Source organism: Pseudomonas sp. DTU12.3 (genome assembly GCF_004124275.1).
GTDB lineage: Bacteria > Pseudomonadota > Gammaproteobacteria > Pseudomonadales > Pseudomonadaceae > Aquipseudomonas > Aquipseudomonas helmanticensis.
Genome location: NZ_CP027218.1, coordinates 5,599,368 through 5,612,702, shown reverse-complemented (window position 1 = coordinate 5,612,702; position 13,335 = coordinate 5,599,368). Strand labels below are relative to the sequence as shown.

12 protein-coding genes and 1 pseudogene are annotated in these 13,335 nt (G+C 60.3%); 6 read left to right on the top strand and 7 right to left on the bottom strand.

Annotated elements, in window-relative coordinates:
- The first annotated feature begins 229 nt into the window (after positions 1-229).
- Both yedA and C2E19_RS25775 read left to right on the top strand, forming a co-directional pair.
- A complete protein-coding gene (gene yedA, locus C2E19_RS25780) occupies positions 230-1,165 on the top strand; it encodes a drug/metabolite exporter YedA (protein ID WP_129395634.1) in 936 nt (311 codons plus the stop codon).
- A 52-nt stretch (positions 1,166-1,217) separates the two neighbouring features.
- A complete protein-coding gene (locus C2E19_RS25775) occupies positions 1,218-2,555 on the top strand; it encodes a DEAD/DEAH box helicase (protein ID WP_129395633.1) in 1,338 nt (445 codons plus the stop codon).
- A gap of 945 nt (positions 2,556-3,500) precedes the next feature.
- Here the strand turns inward: C2E19_RS25775 and C2E19_RS25770 are convergent.
- Positions 3,501-4,736 carry a TIGR03862 family flavoprotein gene (locus C2E19_RS25770; RefSeq protein ID WP_129395632.1) on the bottom strand — a complete coding sequence of 412 codons (1,236 nt, stop codon included), beginning with the start codon at positions 4,734-4,736 and terminating at the stop codon, positions 3,501-3,503.
- 281 nt (positions 4,737-5,017) lie between these two features.
- Positions 5,018-5,938 (bottom strand): histone deacetylase, encoded by a 921-nt coding sequence (locus C2E19_RS25765; protein WP_129395631.1) that lies wholly within the window; start codon positions 5,936-5,938, stop codon positions 5,018-5,020.
- A gap of 82 nt (positions 5,939-6,020) precedes the next feature.
- Between C2E19_RS25765 and C2E19_RS25760 the strand changes: the two genes are divergently transcribed.
- The 3 genes from C2E19_RS25760 to C2E19_RS25750 all read left to right on the top strand — a co-directional run bounded on the left by C2E19_RS25760 (position 6,021) and on the right by C2E19_RS25750 (position 8,159).
- Positions 6,021-6,590, top strand: a complete 570-nt coding sequence (locus tag C2E19_RS25760) for a GNAT family N-acetyltransferase (RefSeq protein WP_129395630.1) — start codon at positions 6,021-6,023, stop codon at positions 6,588-6,590.
- A gap of 109 nt (positions 6,591-6,699) precedes the next feature.
- Complete coding sequence (gene tesB / locus C2E19_RS25755) at positions 6,700-7,569, top strand: acyl-CoA thioesterase II (RefSeq protein ID WP_129395629.1); 870 nt, start codon at positions 6,700-6,702, stop codon at positions 7,567-7,569.
- Positions 7,566-8,159 (top strand): HAD family hydrolase, encoded by a 594-nt coding sequence (locus C2E19_RS25750; protein WP_129395628.1) that lies wholly within the window; start codon positions 7,566-7,568, stop codon positions 8,157-8,159. Before tesB ends, C2E19_RS25750 begins: the two co-directional genes overlap by 4 nt.
- An 81-nt stretch (positions 8,160-8,240) precedes the next feature.
- Here the strand turns inward: C2E19_RS25750 and C2E19_RS25745 are convergent, their stop codons facing one another.
- The 5 genes and pseudogenes from C2E19_RS25745 to C2E19_RS25725 all read right to left on the bottom strand — a co-directional run.
- Positions 8,241-9,191, bottom strand: a complete 951-nt coding sequence (locus tag C2E19_RS25745; RefSeq protein WP_129395627.1) for an alpha/beta fold hydrolase — start codon at positions 9,189-9,191, stop codon at positions 8,241-8,243.
- The gene (locus tag C2E19_RS25740) at positions 9,192-10,079 is read right to left on the bottom strand and encodes a neutral zinc metallopeptidase (protein ID WP_129395626.1); all 888 of its coding nucleotides are present in this window, start codon (positions 10,077-10,079) and stop codon (positions 9,192-9,194) included.
- A 120-nt stretch (positions 10,080-10,199) separates the two neighbouring features.
- On the bottom strand, positions 10,200-11,045 hold the full coding sequence (locus C2E19_RS25735) for a neutral zinc metallopeptidase (RefSeq protein ID WP_129395625.1): 846 nt from the start codon (positions 11,043-11,045) through the stop codon (positions 10,200-10,202).
- Between the two features lie 141 nt (positions 11,046-11,186).
- A complete protein-coding gene (locus C2E19_RS25730) occupies positions 11,187-12,020 on the bottom strand; it encodes an aldo/keto reductase (protein ID WP_129395624.1) in 834 nt (277 codons plus the stop codon).
- Positions 12,004-12,219: pseudogene (locus C2E19_RS25725) on the bottom strand (FAD-binding protein); the annotation flags it as partial. The pseudogene C2E19_RS25725 and the gene C2E19_RS25730, both read right to left, overlap by 17 nt.
- A gap of 192 nt (positions 12,220-12,411) precedes the next feature.
- Here C2E19_RS25725 and C2E19_RS25720 point away from each other — a divergent pair.
- On the top strand, positions 12,412-13,188 hold the full coding sequence (locus tag C2E19_RS25720) for an IclR family transcriptional regulator (RefSeq protein ID WP_129395623.1): 777 nt from the start codon (positions 12,412-12,414) through the stop codon (positions 13,186-13,188).
- Positions 13,189-13,335 lie beyond the last annotated feature (147 nt).

The following is a 13,335-nucleotide window of genomic DNA, read 5'->3' as shown; positions in this document are numbered from 1 at the left end:
TGAATCAAGTACAAAACCCCTGTGGGAGCGAGCCTGCTCGCGAAAGCGGTGTATCAGACAACATCAATGTTGAATGAAAAACCGTATTCGCGAGCAGGCTCGCTCCCACATTGGTTCGGTGTTGGCTTCTGAAAAGTGTACTGGCGTGTTTCGCTGGTTTTGTAACTTATTTTTGCCCGCCAGCCTTTCTAGAATATCCAATCCCAAGACTCCGACTGTCGAGCTGCTCATGTCCGCCCTGCGCCGTTTTTCCTTACCGCTGATCGCCGCGTTTTTTGCGCTGTATGTGATTTGGGGATCGACCTATCTGGTGATCCGTATCGGCGTCGAGTACTGGCCACCGCTGATGCTCGGCGGTGTGCGCTTTGTGATTGCCGGTACGTTGATGTATGCATTCCTGCGCTGGCGCGGGGCACCGGCGCCGACCTGGGCGCAGTGGAAAGCGGCGGGGATCATCGGGATTTTGCTGCTCAGTTTCGGTAACGGCGCGGTGAGTGTGGCCGAGCACACGGGCGTGGCTTCCGGCGTGGCGGCATTGGCGGTGGCGACGGTGCCGCTGTTTACTTTGCTCTTTGGTTATTTCTGGGGCGCGCGCAATACCCGTCTGGAGTGGGCCGGCGTGGCGTTGGGGATTATCGGCATCGCCATGCTCAACATGGGCTCCAACCTGCAATCGAGTCCGATGGGCGCGGCGTTGTTGATTTTCGCGGCGGCGACCTGGGCGTTCGGTTCGGTATGGAGCAAGCATCTGCCGTTGCCACAGGGCGCGATGGCCAGTGCGGTGGAAATGCTGGTTGGCGGTGTGGTGCTGCTGATTGGCAGCGCCGCAAGCGGTGAGCACCTGCAAGCGCTGCCGCCGATTGAAGGCTGGCTGGCGTTGGCGTACCTGATCTTCTTCGGCTCGATCATCGCGTTCAACTCTTATATGTACCTGCTCAAGCACGTGCGTCCGGCGGCGGCGACCAGTTATGCCTACGTCAATCCGGCGGTGGCGGTGTTGCTGGGGATCGTGTTCGTTGGCGAGACCATCGGCATCGAAGAAGCGCTGGCGATGCTGGTGATCATCAGCGCCGTGGTGTTGATCGGCCTGCCGCAGTGGCGCCGGCCCGCACAGCCGCCAGTCGTAGCGTCAACAGCCGTTCCCACAGAAACGCGTACGAATTAGGGTAAACTGCGCGGCATTGCATGCCTGCGTTATTTTTTCCTACGGTACTCCCATGACTTTCGCCACTCTTGGCCTGATCGAACCCTTGCTGCGCTCCCTCGAGAAGCTCGGCTACCAGACCCCGACGCCGGTTCAGGCGCAAGCCATTCCGGCCGTTCTGGCCGGTCGTGACCTGATGGCAGCGGCCCAGACCGGCACCGGCAAAACCGCCGGTTTCGCCCTGCCGCTGCTGCAGTTGCTGGCCATGGAAGGGCCGAAAGTCGCCGCCAACTCGGTGCGCGTGCTGATTCTGGTGCCGACTCGCGAGCTGGCCGAGCAGGTTCACGAAGCCGTGCGCCAGTACGCCGAAAATCTGCCGTTGCGCACGTACGCGGTGTACGGCGGCGTCAGCATCAACCCGCAAATGATGAAGCTGCGCGGCGGTGTTGACCTGCTGGTGGCGACCCCGGGTCGTCTGCTTGACCTGTTTCGCCAGAAGGCGCTGAAATTCAATCAGCTGCAAACCCTGGTGCTCGACGAAGCTGATCGCATGCTCGACCTCGGTTTCTCCGAGGAGCTGTCGAACATCTACCGCGCGCTGCCGAAGAAACGTCAGACGCTGCTGTTTTCCGCGACCTTCTCCGACGACATCCGCCTGCTCGCCGGGCAGATGCTCGACGATCCGCTGACCGTCGAAGTCAGCCCGCGCAACGTCGCGGCCAACACCGTCAAGCAGTGGATCGTGACGGTGGACAAGAAGCGCAAGGCCGAACTGTTCGTGCACCTGATGCGCAAGAACAAGTGGAAGCAAGTGCTGGTGTTCGCCAAGACTCGCAACGGCGTCGATGCACTGGTGGAAAAACTCCAGGGTCTGGGCGTGAATGCCGACGGTATCCATGGCGACAAACCGCAGGCAACCCGTCAGCGTGCGCTGGATCGTTTCAAGCTCAGTGAAGTGCAGATTCTGGTCGCGACTGACGTGGCTGCCCGTGGTCTGGACATCGAAGATTTGCCGCTGGTGATCAACTTTGACCTGCCGATCGTGGCTGAAGACTACATCCACCGCATCGGCCGTACGGGTCGTGCAGGCGCGACCGGCGAGGCGATCTCGCTGGTGTGCGCGGATGAAGTGAACATGTTGTCGGCGATCGAGATGCTCACGCGTCAGACCTTGACGCGGCAGAACGAGCCGGACTTCGAGCCTGAGCACCGCGTGCCGGACACCGATGCCAGCGGTCAGGTGATCAAGAAGCCGAAGAAACCGAAGAAGCCGAAAGCTTCCGGTGGTGGCGGCAAGCGCAATCTGGGCAAGTGGGTCGACAGCGGCGAGACGCAGGCGCCGGAACCATCGGTCAAGCCTGTGCGCAAAGTGCCGGTGTTCAACACCGGACCACGCAAGCGTAAGCCTTAAGGTCGAAAGCCCCTCACCCTAACCCTCTCCCGGAGGGAGAGGGGACTGATTGGGGGATGCTCGCGAAGTACGCCGACCTGATCCTATGGCTGTGAATCCATAATCGACAAAGCTTTCGCCTGACACCTAGGCTGGCTGACCAAGTCCATAATCGACTCGATCATTCAGGTCGATGTATAGCGCCGGACACCTCGGTCGGCCCCCTCTCCCTCTGGGAGAGGGGACTGATTGGGGGATGCTCGCGAAGTACGCCGACCTGATCCTATGGCTGTGAATCCATAATCGACAAAGCTTTCGCCTGACACCTAGGCTGGCTGACCAAGTCCATAATCGACTCGATCATTCAGGTCGATGTATAGCGCCGGACACCTCGGTCGGCCCCCTCTCCCTCTGGGAGAGGGGACTGATTGGGGGGGGCTCGCGAACTACGCCGACCTGATCCTATGGCTGTGAATCCATAATCGACAAAGCTGCCTGACACCTAGGCTGGCTGACCAAGTCCATAATCGACTCGATCATTCAGGTCGATGTATAGCGCCGGACACCTCGGTCGGCCCCCTCTCCCTCTGGGAGAGGGGACTGATTGGGGGGGGCTCGCGAACTACGCCGACCTGATCCTATGGCTGTGAATCCATAATCGACAAAGCTGCCTGACACCTAGGCTGGCTGACCAAGTCCATAATCGACTCGATCATTCAGGTCGATGTATAGCGCCGGACACCTCGGTCGGCCCCCTCTCCCTCTGGGAGAGGGGGCTGATTGGGGGATGCTCGCGAAGTACGCCGACCTGATCCTATGGCTGTGAATCCATAATCGACAAAGCTTTCGCCTGACACCTAGGCTGGCTGACCAAGTCCATAATCGACTCGATCATTCAGGTCGATGTATAGCGCCGGACACCTCGGTCGGCCCCCTCTCCCTCTGGGAGAGGGCTGGGGTGAGGGTTTAGCTTTCGAGCCACTGCACAATACCCAACCCAGCCGCCCGCCCGCTGGCGAAACACCCGGTCAGCAAATACCCGCCCGTCGGCGCTTCCCAATCGAGCATTTCGCCTGCGCAAAACACCCCCGGCAACGCCTTGAGCATTAAGCGCTCATCCATCGCTTCGAACGTCACGCCACCGGCACTGCTGATCGCTTCGTCCAGCGGGCGGGTTTTGATCAATGTCAGCGGTAGCGCCTTGATCGCCCGGGCCAACAGCGCTGGGTCGGCGAAAGTTGCAGCATCGCTCAGCTCACGCAACAACGCCGCTTTCACCCCATCAATGCCGATCTGACTGTGCAGATGCTTGGCCATCGACCGCGAGCCACGTGGCTTGCTCAACGCCGTCTGCAATTTATCCACAGGCCGGCCGGGCAACAGATCAATGTGAATAACAGCCGCGCCATGCTGATTGATCGCCTCCCGAATCGGCGCCGACAGCGCGTAAATCAAACTGCCTTCAATCCCGCTCGCGGTGATCACGCATTCGCCCAAGCGCGGAACGTCGTCGTTCAAACCGATGGCGATGTTTTTCAGCGGTGCTCCGGCGAATTTGCTCACCATCAATTCGCTCCAGGCCTGCACCTCAAAACCACAATTACTCGGCTGCAAGGGCGCCAGTCCTACACCGCGTTGCTCCAGCGGCAGCATCCACGCACCGTCGGAGCCGAGGCGCGACCAGCTGCCGCCGCCGAGGGCGAGCAGGGTGGCGTCGGGCTTGACGGTAATTTCGCCTTCGGGGCTGTCGATGCGCAACGCACCGTGTTCATCCCAACCGAGCCAGCGATGGCGCGTGTGGATAACCACGCCGCTGTCGCGCAGGCGTTTCAGCCAGGCGCGCAGCAGGGGGGCGGCTTTCATATCAGTAGGAAAAACCCTGCCGGAGCTGCCGATGAAGGTTTCGATACCCAGGTCGTGAATCCATGTGCACAGCGCATCGGCATCGAAACCGCGCAGCAGCGGGGCGATTTGCGGTGCGCGTTCGGCATATCGCGTAAGGAATGCCGGGTAGGCTTCGGAGTGGGTGATGTTCATTCCACCGACACCGGCGAGGAGGAATTTACGTCCCACCGAGGGCATGCCGTCGTACAGATCGACACGGATTCCAGCCTGGCTCAGCACTTCAGCGGCCATCAGGCCGGCAGGGCCACCGCCGATGATGGCGACGTGAGCGGGGGACGAGGCGGAATTCTGGGTCATGGCGTGCGCTGCGGTATGGCGGGATAAGCCGCGCATTCTAACAGCCGGAGCCTTTGTGGGAGCGGGCTTGCTCGCGAAAGCGGTGTATCGGGCGCCTGATATGTTGACTGACCTGCCATTTTCGCGAGCAAGCCCGCTCCCACATGGGGATTTGGGTGGATTCAGTGTCTGGTTAAAAATTGGCCAGTGTTCTGTAGTCCTTGGGGGGCGTGGGCTGTAGGCCCTTTCACGCAGGTTATCCACAGGCAGTTCCACAGCGATTGTGGGTAACGCAGCATTGCTCAATGACAACCGTGTGACTGCCAGACCCGTTGCGCACTGTGATGCAGGATGCCGTGGCGGCGGGCGAGGGCGTGGCGATCCTTACTGTAGCCACCGCCGATCACGCCCATCACCGGAATGTCGCGGCCCAGGCAATGGCGCATGACGCTTTCATCGCGAGCAGCGACGCCTTCGTCAGTCAGTTGCAGATAACCGAGGGCGTCGTCCTTGTGCACGTCGACGCCGGCGTCGTACAGCACCAGATCCGGTTGATACAGCGGCAACAGGTAGTTGAGTGTGTCATCGACGACGTTCAAATAATCGGTATCGCCCATGCCTTTGGGCAGCGGAATGTCCCAGTCACTTTCGGCTTTGCGTGCAGGAAAATTCTTCTCGCAGTGCAGGGAAACGGTAATCGCCTCCGGCGTGTCATGAAGAATCCGCGCCGTGCCGTCGCCCTGATGCACATCGCAATCGAAGATCAGCACGCGATTGACCCGACCGCTTTGCAGCAGGTAATGGCTGATGATCGCCAGGTCATTGAAGATGCAGAAACCCGCCGGGTAATCGTAATGCGCGTGATGGGTGCCGCCGGCCAAGTGACAGGCCAAACCATGCTCCAGGGCTTTTTCCGCCGCCAGAATCGACCCGCCGACTGCGCGCACCGTACGCCGCGCCAAGGCTTCATTCCATGGCAGGCCAAGGCGCCGTTGGTCTTCGCGGGACAACTCGCCGCTCATGTAGCGTTCGATATACGCACGGTCATGGGCGAGCGCGAGGATGTCATTCGGGCAGATTTCCGGACGCAGCAGATCGGCGTCGCGGGTCAGACCGCTGTCGACCAAGTGATCGCGCAGCAAACGGAACTTGTCCATCGGGAAGCGGTGATCCGCCGGAAACTCGGGGCTGTAGTCTTCGTGGTAGATCAGCGGCAGTGGCATGGCGATTTCATGTAGGAACGTAGGAAAGAGTGAAGGATCCTACCAGCGATGTAGACTTGCGGCATGGAAACGGAGGGGCACGATGGAGCCGATACTGGAACTGCAAAGCGCGCGGCTGTTGATGCGTCAGTGGCAGGACGAGGATTTGCCGGCATTTGCGGCGATGTGTGCCGATCCGCAGGTGATGCGTTACTTTCCGGCAGCGTTAAGCCGATTGGAGAGTGCGTCGATGATCGGCCGGGTGCGCGGGCATTTTGCCGAGCACGGTTTCGGTTTGTGGGCGCTGGAGCGCAAGGACAGCGGCGAATTTATCGGTTTTACCGGCCTCGGTGTGGTGGGCTTCGATGCGCCCTTCACCCCGGCGGTGGAAATCGGCTGGCGCCTGGCCAAGGAACATTGGGGGTTGGGCTATGCCAGTGAAGCGGCGTGGACTGCTCTGCGTTGCGGCTTTGATCGGTTGGCGCTGAAAGAAATCGTCTCCTTCACTGCGCAGACCAATCTGCCTTCGGAGAAAGTCATGCAGGCGATCGGCATGCATCACGCGCCGGAAGATGATTTCGATCATCCGAAGCTCGCCGTCGATCACCCCTTGCGCAGGCATGTGCTGTACCGCATCAGCCGCGAACAATGGCTGCAAACCTTGCATGGATAAGCCGACACGGACGTTTACAATGGCCGCCATATCATTGGCCCGCGCCAGAATCTGAATCGGCCGCCGCAGCCAAGACTGCGCGGCATTGCTTTGTGTGAGGAGAGTCTGAATGAGCCAAGTGTTGGAAGATCTGGTCGACTTGCTGACCCTGGAACCGATCGAAGAAAACCTGTTCCGTGGCCGCAGCCAGGACTTGGGTTTCCGTCAGTTGTTCGGTGGTCAGGTGCTCGGCCAGTCGCTGTCGGCGGCCAGTCAGACGGTTGAAGAGGCGCGCCATGTGCATTCGATGCACGGCTATTTCCTGCGTCCGGGCGACGCCAAGTTGCCGGTGGTGTATTCGGTTGATCGCGTGCGCGATGGCGGCAGTTTCAGCACCCGCCGCGTCACGGCGATCCAGAAGGGCCACCCGATTTTCACGTGCAGCGCTTCGTTCCAGTACGACGAAGCCGGCTTCGAGCACCAAAGCCAGATGCCTGTGGTGGTTGGCCCGGAAAACCTGCCGTCGGAGCTGGAGTTGATCCAGCAACGCGCGCACCTGATCCCCGAGCACATGCGTGAAAAACTGCTGTGCCCGAAGCCGATCGAAGTGCGCCCGGTCACTGAAAAAGACCCGTACAACCCGCAACCGGCCGATCCGGTGAAGTACGTGTGGTTCCGTGCCGACGGGGCCTTGGCCGACATCCCGGCGCTGCACAAATACCTGCTGGCCTACGCTTCGGACTTCGGTCTGCTGACCACGTCGATGCTGCCCCACGGCAAATCGGTCTGGCAGAAAGACATGCAGGTCGCCAGCCTCGATCACGCGCTGTGGTTCCACAACGATCTACGCGCCGATGACTGGTTGCTCTACGCGATGGACAGCCCGTGGGCCGGCAACTCCCGTGGTTTCTCTCGGGGCAGCGTGTACAACCGCGCCGGGCAACTGGTGGCGTCGGTCACGCAGGAAGGCTTGATTCGTCATCGCAAGGATTGGGCATGAGCCTGAGCGACGTTCGCCATTGGGTGTTCGACATGGACGGTACGCTGACCGTCGCCGTGCACGATTTTGCGGCGATTCGCGTGGCGCTGGCGATTCCGTCGGAGGACGACATCCTCACTCACCTGGCCGCGCTGCCGGCCGCTGAGGCGGCGGCCAAGCATGCGTGGCTGCTGGAACATGAGCGCGATCTGGCGCTGGGTTCGACCCCGGCGATCGGTGCGGTGGAATTGGTGCGTGACCTGCATGCGCGCGGTTATCGCCTCGGCATCCTCACCCGCAATGCGCGGGAATTGGCGCATGTGACGCTGCAAGCGATTGGCCTGGCCGACTGCTTTGCGGTGGACGATGTGTTGGGCCGAGATGAAGCACCGCCGAAACCGCATCCGGGTGGTTTGCTGAAGTTGGCAGATGCGTGGGATGTGCCGGCCAGCGAGATGGTGATGGTCGGTGATTACCGCTTTGATCTGGATTGCGGGCGAGCGGCGGGGGCGCGGACGGTGTTGGTAAATCTGCCGGATAACCCGTGGCCTGAGTTGACCGATTGGCATGCGAAGGATTGTGTCGAGTTGCGGCGGCTGTTGCTGGATTAAGATCAAAAGATCGCAGCCTGCGGCAGCTCCTACACGGGACAAATGTAGGAGCTGCCGCAGGCTGCGATCTTTTGCTTCTAACTATTCAAACAACGCCTTCTGCCCCTCCGGCGAGGTCAGCATGCCATCGCCGTTATGCCCAACCCCCGGCACTTCAACCAACCGCTGATTGACCCCTTCCGGATGTCGGCGCAGTAAATAGCCGAAGTAAAATTTCCCACGCTCCAGGCGATACGCGCCCTGCGTTTCGGCTTCACAACGCTTGTCCAGCGCCGGATGATTGGGATCAATATCCTGCTGCCCAAGCAGATAAATCACCTCGCGTTTGACGTAGCTGCTCTCAAGCTGCAACGGCGTTTGCCCGCCGGCATACACCGGCATGTCTGACAGACCGTACTTCCAGCGATTGAAATCTGCACATTTGGCGTGATCGAACGCCACCGGTCGCTGTTCATTGAAGTACGCGTAGGAAGACGGATTGGCCACCACGTAGCGCAAACGAATGCCGTTGGCCTTCAGCGCCGGCTGGTCCTTGGCGAGCAGGGCGTAGCGCTGGACCACTTGGCCGCCACCGGAATGCCCGAAAATCACGATCTGCTTCACGTCCGGAAACTGTTTGCGATCGCTGATCCGCGCAACGATTTCGTCCAGTGCCGCATAGGAACTCAACGGATTCGGCCCTGTGGATAATCCACCGCCCATCCATGCGTTGCCTTGCCAGCGCAGCAATGTCGCCGGTAGCGAGTACAGAGCGACATCGCTTTCATTGAGAAATTGCGGCGCGATCACCAGCGTGTGCGCACTTTGCCCGGCCAGTTCAGCCGCGCTCTCGGCGCTTTTGCGATAGGTTTCCGAGTTGCGCAAACGGCCATGAATGACGATCAGCACCCGCTCGATTTTCTCCGGCGCAGGACCAATGCCCACCGCCATCTCCCCGGCCTTGAATTGCAAACGCCCGGGACTGATTGCGTCGACACCGGCAGCCTGTGCGGTGCTGCCAACGATCAGTAAAGCCAGAAGCCATTTATGCATTTACAGGTTTTTCGCCGCAAAGGTGTCGCACTGGCCGACCTGGCCCTGCGCGAATCCGGTTTTGAACCAGCGCACCCTTTGCGCCGACGTACCGTGGGTAAACGAGTCCGGCACCACACGCCCCTGACCCTGTTGTTGCAGGCGATCATCACCGATGGCGTTGGCCGCGTTCAAGGCTTCTTCGATGTCGCCTGGTTCCAGCCAGTTCAAACGCTTCTGCGCGTTATACGCCCAGACACCGGCGAGGCAGTCGGCTTGCAGTTCCTGACGCACGAGCAAACCGCCGGCGCCTTCCATCTGCCGGCCTTGCTGGCGAGCTGTCTGAATTTTCGCCGAGACGCCGAGCAGCGTCTGCACATGGTGTCCGACTTCGTGAGCGATCACGTAGGCCTGGGCGAAATCACCGGCGGCCTTGAAGCGTTGCGACATTTCCTGGAAGAACGCCATGTCCAGATAGACCTTCTGGTCGGCCGGGCAGTAGAACGGGCCGGTGGCAGACGTCGCCAATCCGCAGGCGGAATTGACCCGGTTGCTGAACAGCACGAGGGTCGGATCCTTATATTGGCGACCGGCCTGCTGGAAAATCGCGCCCCAGGTGTCTTCGGTATCGCCGAGGATCGAACGGACGAATTCCGCCTGTTCATCGTTGGCCGGTGGCGCCTGACGGGTTTGCGAAGTCGGTGCCGCTTGTTGAGACGTTTGCCCGGTGAGCTGGCCGAGGATCTGCAACGGGTCCTGCCCGGTGATCCAGCCGATACCGACGATCAGCAGGATGGCCCCCAGGCTCAGGCCTTTGCCACCACCGAAGCGCATGCCGCCGCCACCGCCGGCATCATCACCACGGGCATCGACGACGTTGTCACTGCGTCGGCCTTTTTTCCATAGCATGTGGGAATCCTCTGAATGAATCTGGTGATGAGTGTTGCTGGTGCGTGGGAGTGGCGCCAGTCCGGTCGTCAGACCATCGTTATTGACGACGGTTCTGAGCAACATTGCCTGTTCGACAGCTTACAGCGGCGCAGCGTTGAAGGTATCGCACGCATCAATCCGGCCGCTATCGAATCCGGCTGTGAACCATTGTGTGCGTTGCTGTGAGGTGCCGTGGCTGAAGGTCTCCGGCCGAACCGCGCGGTTTTGTGCACGCTGCAGATGGTCGTCACCGAACACGGTGGCGGCGTTCAAGGCTTCTTCGATGTCGCCCGGTTCCAGCCAGGCCAGGCGCTGTTGCGCATGGTACGCCCAGACCCCGGCGAGGCAATCGGCCTGCAATTCGCTGCGCACTTCGAGGCCCGAATCGCCAATCACCGGTTGTCGGGCCGAGAGGGCGGTTTCAAACGGCGCGGACATGCCCAGTTCAACCTGCACATGATGGCCGACTTCGTGCGCGATGATATAAGCCTGGGCGAAGTCGCCGACTGCGGAAAAGCGCTCGGCCATCAGCTCGAAGAACTGCGGGTCGAGATAGATTTGTTGGTTGGCCGGGCAATAGAAAGGGCCGATCGAACTGTCGGCGGCACCGCAAGCGGAGACCACGCTATCACTGAACAGCGTCAGTGTCGGGGAGGGGTAATGGCGTGCGGTTTGGGCAAACAGCAGCGTCCAGGTGTCTTCGGTGTCACCGAGTATCGACTCGATAAAGCCGAGTTGCGCAGCGTCGGCGGACGAGGCGAATTGGCTCGCGTCATCCATCAGGATCGGCTTTGGCCCGGTGTCGTATGACGCGTAGAGTGCCGCGCCCGTGAGGGTGACAGCTGCCAGGCCGGCAGCGATTTTTTTCCCTGTTTGTTTACGGGCATCCTTGCCCTCTCGCGTGTCATTGACGTTGTCGCTGCGTCTCGCTCTGTTCCATAGCATGTTGGCGTTCCTTCATAGGTTGGGGGTGTAAGTCGCCTATGAATAACCGCGCGCGTCAGAATCTGCTGGGCATAAATGTAAGGGCGCGTAAGACCCTTCTCGAATCTGCCGTTTCGGTGTGAGTCATCAGCCTTTTCCCACTCACTGGTCGAATGCATCCCACACTGGCGCGAAGTCCGGGCTGACCTGTCGCTCACGCTTGGACAGACTGGCAATCAGCGCGCGGTCTTGATCATCGAGATTGACCTCAAGTGCCGCCAGATTGGCGCTTTGGTTGCTGGCGCTGCTCGCCTTGGGGATCGCAGCAACATTGCTTTGATCAAGCAGCCATTTCAGTGCGACCTGGGTCGGCAGTACGCCATGCTTGGCGGCAATTTGCTGAATCTCGGCGATGTGTGAAACCTTGTTACGCGCCAGCGGTGTATAGGCCGTCAGCGCCATATTGTGTTGCCGGGCGTAATCGAGCAGGGCGTTTTGTCCGAGCAGGACGTGGTACTCGACCTGAATGGCCGACAGACCGATGCCGTATTCCTCGACGACTTTGCGCAATAACGGCAGAGGAAAATTCGCCACGCCGATGTTGCGCGTCAGACCTTGTTCCTTGAACGAGGCCAAGGTGTCGAGTGTGCGCGGCAGGTCCCAATCGGTGGTTGGCCAGTGAATCATGAACAGATCGACGTAGTCGCTGCGCAAGGCCTTGAGGCTGCGTTCCATGGAGTGGCGCATCGCGTCGGGTTGCAACTGATCCCACCAGACTTTGGTAGTCAGGTGAATATGCTCGCGCGGTGTCGGCGTATTCGCCAGTGCTTGTCCGACCGCGTCTTCATTGTTGTAGGCCGCTGCCGTATCGATGTGTCGGTAACCCAGTTCCAGCGCCTGCTCCACGGCACGGGTGCATTCGTCGCCGAACATCGGCCAGGTGCCGAGACCGAGTTTCGGCATGTTCAAACCCTGGGCGTTAACGATGTGCTGCATGGTCGATCTCCTGTTCGAAAGCAGTAATGCCGGCGATATGCCGGGCGGCGATATAACCAAATGTCAGTGCCGGGCCGAGGTTGATGCCGCCCGCCGGGTAATGGCCACCCATGACGCTGGCCATGTCGCCACCCGCTGCGTAGAGGCTGGCGATGGCTTGCTCGTTGGCGTCGAGCACTTGCGCGTGGGGGGTGACCTTGAAGTTCGGCAGACATCTACAACGCTTTAGCGATGGGATGTTTTCGGAATTTGATTCCAGAAAATACCCAGCCTCGGCACTGCTCGACAAGCCTTGTTCCAACAAAGCGGGCGTTTATCGCACAGGCGGTTCCAGATTTCGCTTTGCCGCTGATGTCTTCTAGAATCGCTGAAATTTCATTCGGATCTCCCCATGGCCGGTAGTCAAATTGAACGGGTTTTCAGTGTGCTGGAAAGCCTCACCAGTGATCCGCGCGGGCTGCCGATGCAGACCCTGGCCGAGCAACTGGATATCCCCAAAAGTGCCACGCACCGCTTGCTCGCCGAACTGATGCGCCTGGGTTATGTCCGGCAGAATCCGGAAACCCTGCGCTATCACCTGTCGACAAAACTGGTCGCGATGGGCTTTCAATATCTGTCGAACAGCGGCGCCGACATCGTCCAGCCAGTGCTTGATCGACTGGCGCAGGAAACCGGCGAACTGGTGCGCCTGGGCGTAATCGACGGCGAGCGCCAGACATGGATTGCCAAGGCGCAGGGCGCGCGCACCGGTCTGCGTTATGACCCGGACATGGGCCGCGACGCGCCGCTGTTCTATACCGCATCCGGGCATGCTTGGCTGGCGTGCATGAGCGACGCCGAGGCGCTGTCGATGGTCGAGCGTCAGGCGGCAGAAGTCCCGGTAGGCGTCGGGCCGAATGCGCCGCGTTCCAATATCGAATTGCTCGAACGTCTGCGTCTCGCCCGCGAACAGGGTTACGCCTGTGTCGAGGAGAGCTCGGCGGTCGGCACTTCGGCGATTGCGGCGGTGGTCAGGCATCCCGGGAATGGCCGAGTGATTGGCGTGCTCAGTATCGCCGGCCCCAGTGCGCGCATGCCTGGCGCACGTCTGCATGAGCTGGCGCCGTTGTTGCTGACATTCAGCGAAGAATTATCCGCAGCCAGCCTGGCCTCCGAACTGTTCATCTAATCCGCCGAAATCCCCTGTAGGAGCTGCCGAAGGCTGCGATCTTTTGATCTTGTTTTTTAAAGACAAGATCAAAAGATCGCAGCCTTCGGCAGCTCCTACAGGGGGATGAAGTTGTGCGGTGTTCGCACGGTTTCGCGATTGCTGGGT

Coding starts and splice junctions, on each gene's coding strand:
- yedA (WP_129395634.1), top strand. CDS start 230: ATGTCCGCCCTGCGCCGTTTTTCCTTACCGCTGATCGCCGCGTTTTTT.
- C2E19_RS25775 (WP_129395633.1), top strand. CDS start 1,218: ATGACTTTCGCCACTCTTGGCCTGATCGAACCCTTGCTGCGCTCCCTC.
- C2E19_RS25770 (WP_129395632.1), bottom strand. CDS start 4,736: ATGACCCAGAATTCCGCCTCGTCCCCCGCTCACGTCGCCATCATCGGC.
- C2E19_RS25765 (WP_129395631.1), bottom strand. CDS start 5,938: ATGCCACTGCCGCTGATCTACCACGAAGACTACAGCCCCGAGTTTCCG.
- C2E19_RS25760 (WP_129395630.1), top strand. CDS start 6,021: ATGGAGCCGATACTGGAACTGCAAAGCGCGCGGCTGTTGATGCGTCAG.
- tesB (WP_129395629.1), top strand. CDS start 6,700: ATGAGCCAAGTGTTGGAAGATCTGGTCGACTTGCTGACCCTGGAACCG.
- C2E19_RS25750 (WP_129395628.1), top strand. CDS start 7,566: ATGAGCCTGAGCGACGTTCGCCATTGGGTGTTCGACATGGACGGTACG.
- C2E19_RS25745 (WP_129395627.1), bottom strand. CDS start 9,191: ATGCATAAATGGCTTCTGGCTTTACTGATCGTTGGCAGCACCGCACAG.
- C2E19_RS25740 (WP_129395626.1), bottom strand. CDS start 10,079: ATGCTATGGAAAAAAGGCCGACGCAGTGACAACGTCGTCGATGCCCGT.
- C2E19_RS25735 (WP_129395625.1), bottom strand. CDS start 11,045: ATGCTATGGAACAGAGCGAGACGCAGCGACAACGTCAATGACACGCGA.
- C2E19_RS25730 (WP_129395624.1), bottom strand. CDS start 12,020: ATGCAGCACATCGTTAACGCCCAGGGTTTGAACATGCCGAAACTCGGT.
- C2E19_RS25720 (WP_129395623.1), top strand. CDS start 12,412: ATGGCCGGTAGTCAAATTGAACGGGTTTTCAGTGTGCTGGAAAGCCTC.